Annotated in this window: 12 protein-coding genes; 8 read left to right on the forward strand and 4 right to left on the reverse strand. The window is 64.0% G+C overall.

What is annotated here, in order from left to right:
* Positions 1 to 2 precede the first annotated feature (2 nt).
* Positions 3 to 401, reverse strand: a complete 399-nt coding sequence (locus AC0QUY_RS22385) for an MAPEG family protein (protein ID WP_161854440.1) — start codon at positions 399 to 401, stop codon at positions 3 to 5.
* A 68-nt stretch (positions 402 to 469) separates the two neighbouring features.
* Complete coding sequence (locus tag AC0QUY_RS22390) at positions 470 to 2,275, reverse strand: PHA/PHB synthase family protein (RefSeq protein ID WP_475388404.1); 1,806 nt, start codon at positions 2,273 to 2,275, stop codon at positions 470 to 472.
* A gap of 292 nt (positions 2,276 to 2,567) precedes the next feature.
* Between AC0QUY_RS22390 and AC0QUY_RS22395 the strand changes: the two genes are divergently transcribed.
* The 5 genes from AC0QUY_RS22395 to AC0QUY_RS22415 all read left to right on the forward strand — a co-directional run bounded on the left by AC0QUY_RS22395 (position 2,568) and on the right by AC0QUY_RS22415 (position 7,639).
* Complete coding sequence (locus AC0QUY_RS22395; RefSeq protein ID WP_161854442.1) at positions 2,568 to 2,864, forward strand: hypothetical protein; 297 nt, start codon at positions 2,568 to 2,570, stop codon at positions 2,862 to 2,864.
* Between the two features lie 270 nt (positions 2,865 to 3,134).
* Positions 3,135 to 4,355: an LL-diaminopimelate aminotransferase gene (locus tag AC0QUY_RS22400; protein WP_475388405.1), complete on the forward strand. Its 1,221-nt coding sequence runs from the start codon at positions 3,135 to 3,137 to the stop codon at positions 4,353 to 4,355.
* Positions 4,356 to 4,382: 27 nt separating this feature from the next.
* A complete protein-coding gene (locus tag AC0QUY_RS22405) occupies positions 4,383 to 5,702 on the forward strand; it encodes a homoserine dehydrogenase (protein ID WP_161854444.1) in 1,320 nt (439 codons plus the stop codon).
* Positions 5,703 to 5,779: 77 nt separating this feature from the next.
* Positions 5,780 to 6,778, forward strand: coding sequence for a class II fructose-bisphosphatase (gene glpX / locus AC0QUY_RS22410; RefSeq protein ID WP_161854445.1), 999 nt, complete (start codon positions 5,780 to 5,782; stop codon positions 6,776 to 6,778).
* A 141-nt stretch (positions 6,779 to 6,919) separates the two neighbouring features.
* Entirely contained in the window at positions 6,920 to 7,639 is a 720-nt protein-coding gene (locus tag AC0QUY_RS22415) for a haloacid dehalogenase type II (RefSeq protein WP_475388406.1), read from the forward strand.
* A gap of 4 nt (positions 7,640 to 7,643) precedes the next feature.
* On the opposite strand, the gene AC0QUY_RS22420 is transcribed toward AC0QUY_RS22415, so the two are convergent.
* A complete protein-coding gene (locus AC0QUY_RS22420; protein ID WP_475388408.1) occupies positions 7,644 to 8,738 on the reverse strand; it encodes a methyl-accepting chemotaxis protein in 1,095 nt (364 codons plus the stop codon).
* Between the two features lie 315 nt (positions 8,739 to 9,053).
* Here AC0QUY_RS22420 and recJ point away from each other — a divergent pair, with 315 nt between their 5' ends.
* Both recJ and AC0QUY_RS22430 read left to right on the forward strand, forming a co-directional pair.
* Positions 9,054 to 10,895: a single-stranded-DNA-specific exonuclease RecJ gene (gene recJ, locus AC0QUY_RS22425; protein WP_475388409.1), complete on the forward strand. Its 1,842-nt coding sequence runs from the start codon at positions 9,054 to 9,056 to the stop codon at positions 10,893 to 10,895.
* A 36-nt stretch (positions 10,896 to 10,931) separates the two neighbouring features.
* A complete protein-coding gene (locus AC0QUY_RS22430; RefSeq protein ID WP_475388410.1) occupies positions 10,932 to 11,741 on the forward strand; it encodes an SDR family NAD(P)-dependent oxidoreductase in 810 nt (269 codons plus the stop codon).
* 50 nt (positions 11,742 to 11,791) lie between these two features.
* On the opposite strand, the gene AC0QUY_RS22435 is transcribed toward AC0QUY_RS22430, so the two are convergent.
* Positions 11,792 to 12,682 carry a LysR substrate-binding domain-containing protein gene (locus AC0QUY_RS22435; RefSeq protein WP_475388412.1) on the reverse strand — a complete coding sequence of 297 codons (891 nt, stop codon included), beginning with the start codon at positions 12,680 to 12,682 and terminating at the stop codon, positions 11,792 to 11,794.
* Positions 12,683 to 12,791: 109 nt separating this feature from the next.
* Between AC0QUY_RS22435 and AC0QUY_RS22440 the strand changes: the two genes are divergently transcribed.
* A complete protein-coding gene (locus AC0QUY_RS22440; protein WP_475388414.1) occupies positions 12,792 to 13,481 on the forward strand; it encodes an FMN-dependent NADH-azoreductase in 690 nt (229 codons plus the stop codon).
* The last annotated feature ends 51 nt before the right edge of the window (positions 13,482 to 13,532 follow it).

The following is a 13,532-nucleotide window of genomic DNA, read 5'->3' on the forward strand; positions in this document are numbered from 1 at the left end:
CCCTAGACCACCCTGAAGATCGCCAGTGCCAGCACGGCCTGCGCCAGGAAGCCGACAGTGAAGGCCAGCGTGCGGAATACCGGCAGGCCGAGCGTGTAGACGATCAGGTGGGCGACGCGGGACCAGAAATACACGGCGCAGGCCATCACGGTCCATCTGTCCGAATAGTCGATGGCGTTGAGGATCAGGACCAGCGGCGCGAAGATGATCAGATTTTCGATCGCGTTGTCGTGCGCGAACATCAGCCGGTTGGCCCATTCCGCATGCGGCTTGTCGTTGCGCGAGGGGTTGGCCATCGCGCCGGAGAGGCCGCGCACCTGGCAGCGATTGATGATGTAGGGAATCCAGAGGAGCCCGGTCAAAATCACGGTCAGCGTCAGCCAGAACAATTCGCGGGTCATTGTATCCCCCAATTGATTTCGAATCCCGGCGCGGGATGACTGTTTATAGCGAAGTGCGCGCGGCAGCGCTATGCGCGGACCTTGACGTAGCTGCCGGGCGCGTCCTCGATCGGCGGCATCGCTTCGGAGCCGACGGCGCGCGCGGGCACCCGCTCGGGGTCGAGGCCATCCAGCCATTGCAGCCAGTCGGGCCACCACGAGCCCTTGTGCTCGCGGGCGTTCTTCATCCAGTCGGCGAGCGTGACGTCCTTGATGTTGTCGTTGGTCCAGTACTGGTACTTGCCACCGGCCGGCGGGTTGACTACGCCGGCGATATGGCCGGAGCCGGACAGCACATATCTGACCGGGCCGCCGAAGAACTGCGAACCGTAGAGCACCGAATCCGCCGGCGCGATGTGGTCCTCGCGCGTCGCCAGATTGTAGACGGGCACCTTGACCTTCGAGAGATCGAGCAGAGTGTTGTCGAGCACCATGCTGCCGGAGGAGAGCCGGTTCTCCAGATAGCAGTTGCGCAGGTAATAGGAATGGTTGGCCGCCGGCATCCGCGTGGCGTCGGAATTCCAGTGCAGCAGGTCGAAGGCGGTGGGCGGCTGGCCCTTCAGGTAGTTGCTGACGACGTAGGACCAGATCAGGTCGTTGGAGCGCAGCATGTTGAAGGCCATCGCCATCTTGCTGCCCTCGAGCACGCCCCGCTCTTCCATCTCGCGCTCCAGCGTCGAGATCTGGTCTTCGTCGACGAACACGAGCAAATCGCCTGCATGGGTGAAGTCGACCTGTGCCGCAAAGAATGTCGCCGAGGTGACGCGCTGGCGCCGCTTCTCTGCAAGCCAGGCCAGCGTCGAGGCGAGCAGGGTGCCGCCGACGCAGTAGCCGGCGGTATGGACCTTCATCTCGCCCGTCACCTTTTCGATGACGTCCATCGCGGTGAGCGGGCCTTCCTTCATGTAGTCGTCGAAGGTCTTCTTGCCGAGTTCCTTGTCCGGATTGACCCAGGAGATCACGAACACGGTGATGCCCTGGTCGACGCACCATTTGATGTAGGATTTTTCCGGCTTGAGATCGAGAATGTAGAACTTGTTGATCCAGGGCGGCACGATCAAAAGCGGCGTGCGCAGCACCGTCTCCGTCGTCGGCGTGTACTGGATGAGCTGCATCAACTCGTTCTGGTAGATCACCTTGCCGGGCGTCGTCGCCATGTTGACGCCGACGACGAGATTCGACGGGTCGGACTGGCGGATGCGCAGCGTGCCGCGTCCGGCTTCGATGTCTTCCGCCAGCATCTTCATGCCGCGCACGAGATTGTCGCCGTTCGAGGCCAGCGTTTCGCGCAGCACTTCCGGATTGGTCAGCACGAAATTCGACGGCGCGATCGCGTTGGTGATCTGTTGAACGTAGAATTCGGCCTTCTTGCGCGTGTGCGGATCGACGCCTTCGGCATTCTTCACCAGTTCCTGCGCCCACTGCGCGGTGAGCAGATAGAGCTGCAGCACGAAATCGAAGAACTGGTTCGATTTCCACTCGGGATCCCTGAAGCGCTTGTCGCGCGGCGACGGCTCGATCGCGGGCTTGGCTTCTTCTCCGGCCATGCGGCGCGCCGCCGAGCCCCAGAGATCGAGATAGGCCTTGGCCATTTTGATCTGCAGATTCTCGGCGCGTTCCCGGTCCGACAGCCAGTATTCCGCGACCTTGGTGAAGGTCTTGACGACTTCGCCGATTTCGCTGGGCGGCTTGTCCTTTGGTTCCCCGCCCTCGCGCGGCTTGAGATAGGCCGCGAGCGCCTGGCCGCTCGTCTCCATCGCCCTGGCGATGTTCATGGCGAAGGCTTCGGCGTTGAAGGTTTTCGCAAACTGCGTTTCGGTATTGACGTCACTCATATCAAGGACACTATAGCTTCATTTCGCGTTCGTCACCGCGTCGATTGATGGCAAGAGGGTTGGCGTTAACCCTGTTGCACTGCGATAAAGTTTGCGTGTTCACACAAGTTGCACACATTGCAGCCGCACCTGTCGCATTTGCTCTTTGGGCTTTAATCGTTTCGGGCGACAATGGTTTGAACGGTTACAGCGAAATCAACGCCGCGGGACGGTTTGGCGTTGCAAGGCTCGTACCAGCGCATAGATACCATCGCGATGCGGGGTGCGCAGGTAGTTGGGGATTTCCGGACGGATGCCGGTCGATCGAACGATAAGGCTGTGGTCGATGGCCGCGCTGTGCGCGTCGGCGCTCACGCTTGGCGGCTGCTCGACGCAGATCGCGGATATGCCGGGCGTTGGTCTGCCGGCTGACGCGCCGGAACGTCCGAAGGAAGCCGGTGGCTATCTGCCGGTTCATGACATGCCGCCGGACCGCAACGAGGAAGCGATGAAGCCGGCCGAGCTGGCTAAAATCCAGGCAGAATTGACCGCCGCCCGGGACCGTCAGGCGACGGCTACGACGACTCCGCAAAAACCGGCCAAAAAGTAGGGATGTCCTTGGTGCGGCGGGGCTCCCCGGCGCGAAATGGCAATCCCCGGTCAGACTTCGCTTGAAAACACTATAAAACTGGCGTGGCCGGGCTCCCGTGGTAAAAGAACCCAATTCAACCGCATTGCGGGTCCAGAGCTTAAGGACCTCTCGCCGGAATTCGCTCTAACTCGTTGATTGGACGCGACTTCTGAACGAAACCCGTCCGGTTTCGATGGCTGCGAGAGTTCCAATCGATTCTGTCCTGCCGGTTGTCGGAGCAAGGGTTCCATGGAAGATTTTTACCGCATCCGTCGTCTGCCGCCTTACGTGTTCGAGAAGGTCAATCAGGCCAAGGCGGCCGCGCGCAATGCCGGGGCCGACATCATCGACATGGGCATGGGCAATCCGGATTTGCCGACGCCGCCCCATGTGCTCGACAAGCTGAAGGAGACGCTGGGCAAGCCGCGGACCGATCGCTACTCGGCCTCACGCGGCATCAACGGCCTGCGCAAGGCGCAAGCTGCCTATTACGCGCGGCGGTTCGGCGTAAAGCTCAATCCCGACACCCAGATCGTTGCGACGCTGGGTTCGAAGGAAGGCTTTGCCAATGTGGCGCAGGCGATTACCGCCCCCGGCGACGTCGTGCTGTGCCCGAACCCGAGCTATCCGATTCACGCCTTCGGTTTCCTGATGGCGGGCGGCGTGATCCGCTCGGTGCCCTCGGAACCGACGCCGCAATTCTTCGAGGCGGTGGAACGCGCGATCATCCATTCGATCCCGAAGCCGATCGCGCTGATCGTCTGCTATCCCTCGAACCCGACCGCCTACGTCGCCGACCTCGATTTCTACAGGGATCTGGTGGCGTTCGCGAAGAAGCACGAGATCTTCATCCTGTCGGATCTGGCCTATGCCGAAGTCTATTTCGACGACCAGAATCCGCCGCCCTCGGTGCTGCAGGTTCCCGGCGCGGTCGACGTCACCGTCGAGTTCACCTCGATGTCGAAGACGTTCTCGATGGCGGGCTGGCGGATGGGCTTTGCCGTCGGCAATGAGCGGATCATCGCCGCGCTGGCGCGGGTGAAATCCTACCTCGACTACGGCGCGTTCACGCCCATTCAAGTCGCCGCCACCGCGGCACTAAACGGGCCGGAGGATTGCATCAAGGAGATGCGCGACACCTACCGCAGGCGACGCGACGCGCTGGTCGAATCATTCGGCCGCGCGGGCTGGGATATTCCGCCGCCGCAGGCCTCCATGTTCGCCTGGGCGCCGCTGCCCAAGGCGTTCGAGGGCGTCGGCAGCATGCAATTCGCGACACTGATGGTGGAGAAGTCAGGCGTGGTGGTTTCGCCCGGCGTCGCCTTTGGCGAGCATGGCGAGGGCTATGTCCGCATCGCCATGGTGGAAAACGAGCAACGTATCCGCCAGGCCGCGCGCGGGGTGCGGCGCTTCCTTGAAAGCGGCATTGAAACGTTGCACAACGTGGTTCCTCTCGCCAACCGGCGCTAATTCCTTTTACTGCAGGTTCTCTCATTCATGGTCGCACCCCTCAGAGTGGGTATCGCGGGGCTCGGCACTGTTGGCGCCGAAGTCGTACGCCTCATCGAAGATCAGTCGCGGACGCTGTCCGAGCGCAGCGGGCGCGGCGTGCGCGTCGTTGCCGTCACCGCGCGCTCAAAGGCGAAAAAGCGTTCGCTCGATCTGCGCGGCATCGACTGGGCCAAGAGCCCGTTGGCACTGGCCAGCGATCCCAACGTCGATTGCTTCGTCGAACTGATGGGCGGCTCCGGCGAGCCGGCGCTGTCGGCGATCGAGGCCGCGCTGAAGGCCGGCAAGTCGGTGGTAACCGCCAACAAGGCGCTGATCGCCAAGCACGGCGTGCGGCTGGCGAAGGCCGCCGAAAAGCATGGCGGGGCGTTGAATTACGAGGCGGCGGTGGGCGCTGCCATTCCGGTCATCAAGACCCTGCGCGAGGGGCTTTCCGGCACCGGCGTCAACCGCGTCTACGGCATCCTCAACGGCACCTGCAATTACATCCTGACCCGGATGGAGCAGGAGGGGCTGTCGTTCGCCGAATGCCTGAAGGACGCCCAGCGGCTCGGCTATGCCGAGGCCAATCCGTCCTTTGACGTCGATGGTCACGATACCGCGCAGAAGCTGGCGATCCTGGCCAGCCTCGCCTTCGGCACCAAGGTAGCGCAGAGCGCGGTCTATGTCGAAGGCATCTCCTCGATCACGCCGGAAGACCTTCGCGCGGCAGAGGAGTTGGGCTACCGCGTCAAACTGCTTGGCGTGGCGGTGCGCACCGCCAAGGGAATCGAGCAGCGCGTGCATCCGACCATGGTGCCGAAATCGTCGTCGATCGCGCAGGTGATGGGCGTTACCAATGCGGTGACCATCGACGGCGAGGGCATTCCCGCGATCACGCTGGTCGGGCCCGGCGCCGGCGGCGCCGCGACCGCGTCAGCGGTGGTAGCCGACATCGCCGACGTCGCGCGCGGCATCCGCGCAAAGCCATTCGGGCGTCCGGTGGAGCGGCTGCGCGATACCACCAAGGCGCCGATGGAGCGCCACGAGGGTGGCTACTACATCCGCCTGATGGCGCGCGATCTCGCCGGCACCGCCGCCACCATCGCCACCCACCTCGCCAAACAGAAGATTTCGCTGGAATCGATCGTGCAGCGTCATCCCGAAGGCGTGGACGCGAACGGCTCTGCGAAGAAAGCGTCACCGGTTCCGGTTATCCTGATCACCTACGCCACTTCCGAGGACGCGGTCTACCGCGCACTGGAGGCGGTGCAGCGCGACAAGGTGATCAGCGGCCGGCCGCAAGTGATACGGATCGAAAAGAACTGATGCGCGATCCAACCGATCGCGCGTTATAGGATTGATTGCGGGCCGCGAAGCCTGTGCACGTTTAGAGGAGTAAGCCGATGTCGACCCATATTTCCGTTCCGCCGCAATTGCTGCTTGAGCGCATCCTCACGCTCGAAATCGTGCGGGTGACGGAACGTGCTGCGGTTTCAGCCGCGCGGCTGCGTGGCCACGGCCAGGAGAAGGCCGCGGATCAGGCCGCGGTCGATGCGATGCGCCGCGAACTCAACAAGCTGCCGATCGAAGGCACCATCGTGATCGGCGAGGGCGAGCGCGACGAGGCGCCGATGCTGTTCATCGGCGAGAAGGTCGGGCTGAATGCAGGTCCCCAGGTCGATATCGCCGTCGACCCGCTGGAAGGCACCACGCTCTGCGCCAAGAACATGCCGGGCGCGATCGCGACCATGGCGATGGCCGATGGCGGCACGCTGCTGCACGCGCCCGACGTCTACATGGAGAAGCTCGCGGTCGGCCCTGGCTACGACAAGGGCGTGGTTGAGCTCGACGCATCGCCCGCCGACAATGTCCGTCGCCTGGCGAAAGCCAAGGGCGTCGAGCCTGCCGCGATCACGGTGCTGGTGCTCGACCGCCCGCGCCACGCCGACATCATCGCCGGCGTCCGCTCAACCGGCGCCGCGGTGCGGCTGATCACCGACGGCGACGTCGCCGGCGTGATCCATTGCGCCGATCCTGACAACACCGGCGTCGACATGTATATCGGCACCGGCGGCGCGCCCGAGGGCGTGCTGGCGGCGGCAGCGCTGCGCTGCATCGGCGGCCAGATGCAGTGCCGGCTGATCCTCGACAGCGACGAGAAGCGCGCGCGTGCGCACAAGATGGGCGTGACCGATCCGAAGATGATTTACGGCATAGAAGACATGGTACGGGGCGACTGCCTGTTTGCGGCAACCGGTGTCACCACAGGCTCGCTGCTCACGGGCGTCAAGTTCCGCAAGGATGTGATCGAGACCGAAACGGTGGTGATGCGATCGGTCACCGGCACGGTGCGCACCATCAAGGCTGAGCACCGGCAGTTGGACAAGTTCCACCTGGATTGAGTTGGTGACGACGTCGTTCCGGAGCGATGCGAAGCATCGAACTATGGTGCGCAATTTGCGCACCTGAGAACCTCGAGATTTCGGGTTCGCGCTTTGCGCGCCCCGGAATGACAAAAAAGAAAAAATCAGGGGAGGGCGACGATGTCCGACGTATCAGCAGTGAAGGCGCTGGTGTTCGACGTGTTCGGCACCGTCGTCGACTGGCGCACCAGCCTCATCAACGATTTTACCGAGTGGTCGAAAACCTCGGGCATCAAGGCCGACTGGACTGCTTTGGTCGACGGCTGGCGCGGCGTCTACATGGCCTCGATGGACGAGGTGCGCAAGCATCCCGAACGCGGCTATCAGATCCTGGACACACTGCACCGACGGTCGCTGGAAAAACTGGTCGCCGATTTTTCGATCAAGGGACTGAGCGACGCCGATCTGCACTACCTGACCATGGGCTGGCATCGCCTGCATCCATGGCCCGACAGCGTGCCGGGACTAACGCGGTTGAAGACAAAATACATCATCTCGCCGCTCTCCAACGGCAACGTCGCGCTGCTCACCAACATGGCGAAGTTCGCAGGACTCCCGTGGGACCTCATCATGTCGGCGGAATTGTTCGAGCACTACAAGCCCGATCCCGAAACCTATCTCGGCGCGGCAAAGCTGCTCTGCCTGCCACCGGAGCAGGTGATGATGGTCGCCGCCCATAATGGCGACCTCAAAGCTGCGCAGCAGAACGGCCTCAAGACCGCCTTCGTCGCGCGTCCCACCGAATACGGCCCGCACCAGAAATACGATTTCGAGGCCAAGGGCGACTGGGACATCGTCGCCAAGGATTTTGGCGGGATCGCCGACCGGCTGGGGTGCTAGCAGCTTACGTCGCGCCGGCCTGAATCACCCCGAACCAGCCGAGGCCTCTGTAGGTCTCGTAGCCAGGCGTGGCGTGGAACGCTACCATCGCGCCGGAGCGGTCCTGATGGAAGCCGGAGCGTCGCCCTTCCAGTGGGAGCGAAATCCGCTCGGTGAGCAGGCCCTGGCCGTCGGACGCCGCGATCACCCGGAAATTCGAATCGACCAGCAGCACGCGCGCCTTGTCGGCCGCGCCGACGCGCACGCCTTGAACGATGGCGCGGGCCTGTGGCTCCCAGTCGAAATGAATCGCCAGCACGCCGGTTGGTTTGCCATGCGCCTTGCCGCCTTCGCGCACGCTGGCGCAATAGGTCACGACCTGGGCGTTGCCGAGCAGGGGCTGGCATTCGACGTCGCCGATGGCGTAGTCGTCGCCGGAGCGCAGGGCACGCGCGGCGCGGAACCACTTGGTCGCAGCCACGGTCTGGCCGGTCACGTTGAAGCGATCCGCGCGCCCGTTGGCCAGCACATTGCCGTCGAGGTCGCAGAGCCAAAGATCGAGATAGACGGTGTAAGCGCCGAGGATCACGGCCATCCGTTCCGACACATGGGCAACAGCGGCAGCTTGCGGCGATGCCGCGCAATCGACCACGGCGGAGTCGGTCGCCCACCAGCGCACGTCGCAGGTGCGCTCATAGAGGTTGCGGTCGATCAGCTCGATGGCGTTCAGCGACAGGTCGACCATGCGCTCGCCGCGCGAGCGGTCGGCCATCTGCGCGATCGAGTTCATCAGATTGCCGGTCCGGTTGGTGAGCTGGCTTTCGAGCTCGCGGGCAATCGTTTCGACCTGCTGGCCGACGTTGCGGACTTCCTGCGCCACCACGGCAAAGCCCGCGCCTTGCGCGCCGGCGCGCGAGCTCTCGATCAGCGCGTTCAACGCCAGCATCTTCATCTGGTTGGTGATTTTCTGGATCGACTTGGTCTTCTCGCAGGCGACCTGGTTGACCTCGGCGGTCAATCTGGCGATCAGCGCGGAAACGTCGGCTTCGTCCTCGGCCCCCGCTGCGTTGGCCGGCTGTTTCTTGATCGTTGCGGTCTGGGAGCGAAGCGCGACGGACATTGGCGGGAATTCCTCAGTCTTTGTGCGGAAATCGATCTTCTGCGGATCGCCGGGGACTCAAATGAGAGCGTGTTCGACTCCTTTGTCGGGGATCATGGCTAACGATTGGTTTAAGTTTCAGCGGCTTGCGGGTAGTTTTGCCGGGACGAGTTGCATCTTCTTTGTGCAAGTCGTTTTTGTCGGCAGTAGCCCGTGGCAGGTGCCGACTGGCGTTGGGGTGGGTTCTGCCGCCGCGATTCGGCGGGGGAAGGCGCCCTCTATCGACCCGTTTGCGTTTGCCGCAGGGCCGCTTTGCCCCTATTTCTCGAAGGCACCATGATCCTCCCCGCATCTGCACTGCCTGTTGAAGCACCGCCGGCGTTTCTCGGCGTGTCGCGTTCGGCGACCGGCAAATTGTGGCGGGACCGGCTCGACGCGAGGGGGGCGGCGCGGGCGCTGGCGATCACGCAGCGCTACCAGTTGCCGGAGATGCTGGCGCGCGTGCTGGCGGGTCGCGATGTCGGCATCGACGACGTCGAGGATTTTCTCGATCCGACCATCCGCAAGTTGATGCCGGATCCCCACACCGTGACGCAGATGGAGGTGGCCGCCAAGCGCATTGCCGATGCGGCGGTGCGCGGGGAGAAAGTCGCGATCTTCGGCGATTACGACGTCGACGGCGCGACGTCGGCGGCGCTGCTGGCCTGGCACTTGCGCCATTGCGGGCTCGATCCGTTGATCCATATCCCCGACCGCATCTTCGAGGGCTACGGACCCAATGTGGAGGCGGTGCGGGCGCTTTCGGCCAAGGGGGCGACGCTGCTGGTCACCGTCGATTGCGGCACCACCAGCATCGAGCCGCTGGCGGAAGCGCGCAAGCTCGGCATGTCCGTCGTCGTTATCGATCATCACCAGACCGGGGAGGAGTTGCCCGAGGTCGATGCGCTGGTGAACCCGAACCGGCCGGACGACCTCTCCGGCCTCGGTCATCTTGCCGCCGTCGGCCTCGTGCTGATCACGCTGGTGGCGGTGAACCGGGAGCTGCGCGGCCGCGGCTTCTGGAATGCCGAGCGGCCGGAGCCGGATCTGCTCGGCATGCTGCATCACGTGGCGCTCGGCACCGTCGCCGACGTCGCGCCGCTGATGGGGCTCAACCGCGCCTTTGTCGCCAAGGGCCTGATCGCGATGCGCCGCCGCGACCACGTCGGCCATACCGCGCTGATGGATGTGGCTCGGCTGAACGGCCCGCCCGAAGCCTGGCATCTCGGCTTCATGCTGGGACCGCGCATCAATGCGGGGGGGAGGATCGGGCGCGCCGATCTCGGCGTGCGGCTCCTGCTGGAGGGCGATGTTTCCGAGGCCGCGCGGATCGCGGCCGAGCTCGACCGGCTCAACGGCGAGCGCCGCGTCATCGAACAGGCGGCCGAGGCGCAGGCCGAAGCCGAGGCGCTGGCCTCGCTGGGGCTCGAGGACAAAGGCGCCGTCATCGTCACCGCCGCCGAAGGCTGGCATCCCGGCATCGTTGGCCTCGTCGCCTCGCGGCTGAAGGAGAAGTTTGCCCGTCCCGCCTTTGCCATTGCGCTGGAGCCGGGCGGCATCGGCACCGGCTCGGGCCGCTCGATCTCGGGCGTCGATCTCGGCAAGGCGGTGCGGCAGGGGGTGAAGGAACGGATCCTGATGAAGGGCGGCGGCCACGCCATGGCGGCCGGCGTGACGCTGCGGAAAGAGAAGCTCGCGGAGTTTCGTGCCTTCATGGAAAGCGCGCTGGCCGAGGATGTCGCCAATTCGCGGCACGAGAACGAGCTGTTCATCGATGGCGCGATCAGCGCGCGCGGTGTGACGGTGGAATTCGCCAACACGCTGAACCGCGCTGGGCCGTTCGGCGCCGCCAATCCCGAGCCGGTGATCGCGCTGCCGGCGCATCAGCTCGTCTACGCCGATGAAGTCGGGCAGGCTCACCTGCGCGTGCGCTTCAAGGCGGGTGACGGCGCGATCGTCAACGGCATCGCGTTTCGCGCGGTCGGACAAAAACTCGGCCAGGCGCTGACGCAGAACCGCGGCCAGCCGTTGCATGTGGCGGGGTCGCTCGCGGTCGATCGCTTCCAGGGCTCGGAACGCGTGCAGATGCGCGTGCTCGACGTCGCGGTGCCGGACCCGGGGCCGGCCGTGATCAGGTAGTTCAACAACAACCAAGAACAACAAGCGGGAGAAGACATGACAGGGCAGGTTCAGGGCAAGGTCGCGCTGGTGACGGGCGGTGCATCCGGCATTGGGGAAGCGGTTTCCGAATTGCTGGCGCGCGAGGGCGCCTCGATTGCCGTGACCGACGTCGACGATCTCAGGGGCCCCGAGGTCGTCGCGCGGATCAAGAAGGCTGGTGGCGAGGCGAGCTTCTGGCATCACGACGTCACCAGCGAGGAGCGCTGGATCGAGGTCGTGGCCGATGTCATGAAGCGCTACGGCCGGCTCGATGTACTCGTCTCGAATGCCGGCATCGGCATCTCAGTGCCGACGATCACCGAGATGACGCTGGCAGACTGGCGGCGGCAGACTGCGATCAATCTGGACGGTGTGTTCCTCTCGGTGAAGCATTGCCTGCCCGTGATGCGCAAGACCGGCGGCGGCTCGGTCATCATGATGTCGTCACTGGCGGGCCTGCGCGGCGCAGCCGGGCTTTCCGGTTACTCCGCGACCAAGGGCGGCGTCCGGCTGTTCGCCAAGTCGATTGCGATGGAGTGCGCAACATTTGGTGATGGCATCCGCGTCAACTCGGTGCATCCCGGCATCATCGACACGCCGATCTGGGGCAAGATCCCGACGGGTGCCACAGGCAGCGGACAGAATGCGCCGATCGATCCCGAGGAACGCGCGAAACTGGTGACGCCGCTCGGACGAGCCGGGCACGCCGAGGAGATCGCGCAGGGCGTGCTGTATCTGGCGTCGGATGCTTCGCGCTATGTGACGGGGACCGAACTCGTCATCGACGGCGGGATGTTTGCCGGTGGCATTGCGCGGAGGACTTGAGACGTAACGCGTGCGGAATTTGCTTCTTCGGTGTGACGGGCATCAGAGCACTATTGGGGCGCTGCGGTGAATTGCGCCCGCAACCAAGTCTGTACCGCCTCGATCGGCTCGCTCAGCGGCCTGTCCCGGCCGCGCACCAGATGCAAAGAGAAGCCCTCAAGCTCCGGTCCGAACGGGACCTCCAACGTGCCCTGCGCCAGTTCGTCGGAGACCAGCAGCAGGCTATGAAGCGCGATCCCGGCGCCGGCAACCGTTGCCTGGATCGCATGGGTCTCATCGCTGAAGCGCAAGCCCGCCCGCGCATCGATGCCGTCCATACCGGCAATTTTCATCCAGCGGCGCCAGGTCGGATTGCGGGGATCGCGACGATACCAGTCGAAATGAAGCAAGGTTGCTGACTGCAGGTCGCGCGCCTTCTTGATACCGAGACGCGGACTTGCCACCGGCGCAAAGCGATCGACGGTCAGGGTTTCGGCGACCAGATCGGGATCGGGTCCGGGGCCATAGCGCAGGGCGAGATCAGCGACACCCGCACCGAGGTCGACGGCCTCCAGCGTCGCGAGCAATGTGAGATCGATGTCCGGTCGTGTCTGGCGAAATGCTGCGATGCGCGGCACCAGCCACTTGGCCGCGAAAGCCGGCGTCGCGGAGAGCGTCACCACGGTGCGCCGCGGCGTGCGGCTCAAGCCGTCGATAACGCGTGCAAAGGAATCGAAGCCGTCGCGCAGGACCGGCAGCAATACTTGCCCAGCCGCCGTGAGCAGCACTTGGCGCGTACGCCGTTCGAACAAGCTTACGCCGATGGCTTCCTCGAGCTGCCGCACCTGATGACTGATCGCCGTCGGCGTGACGTGCAGTTCGTGCGCTGCGCGCTTGAAGCTCAGATGTCTCGCGGCGGCCTCGAACGCGCGCAGGCCAATCAATGGAGGCAGACGTCTCATTGCGGCGGCCTATAGATGAATTCGATTCAGCCATAGGCTGAGTATTTTGCGTTTGTCAATGCGGCTTTCTGCACCGATCTAAGAATCTACAGATGATCGGAGATATGCCATGAAGCTGTTACGAATTGATTCCAGCGCGCGTTCCCAGCCCTCAGACCAAAGTTCGCGCGGATCGCATACACGCAGGCTCACCAATCGGTTTACTCGGCGCTGGCTGCAACTGCGGCCGAATGATGTTCTGATCAGTCGCGATGTCGGCCAATCACCGCCGCATCCCGTCGCCGAAAAATGGATCGGGGCCGCCTTCGCCAAGCCCGACCAACGCGAGGCGTGGATGAGCGAGACGCTGGCCGAAAGCGATGCGCTCATCAACGAACTGATCGCGGCCGATTTGGTCGTCGCCGGCGTGCCGATGTACAATTTCGGGATGCCAGCGCAGTTCAAGGCCTATATCGACAACGTCGTGCGGGTCGGTCGCACGTTCGGTTTTGACCGTTCACGGCCGGACGATCCCTATACGCCGCTGCTGGCGGGGATGGACAAGCGTCTTGTCTTGCTCGGGTCGCGCGGCGATTACGGGTACGATCCCGGCGGCCGCATCGCTCATATCAATCATGTGGAAGGCGCTATCCGCGATGTGTTCGCATTTCTCGGCGTCACCGCATTCCACAGCGTTGCGGTAGAGTATGACGAGTTCGGCGGTGATCGCTTGCAGGCGTCCATTGCGGCGGCTGAACGCGCGGTCGATGAACTGGTCGATCAGGTAGTGCGGGAAGCGGAGCAGCGGGAAGCGGCTTGAGCGCGTCTCGTCGCGGAGCCTTGACGAGAGGACGCTTGATGATCCTGTCGC

This window comes from Bradyrhizobium sp. WYCCWR15520 (genome assembly GCF_056174665.1).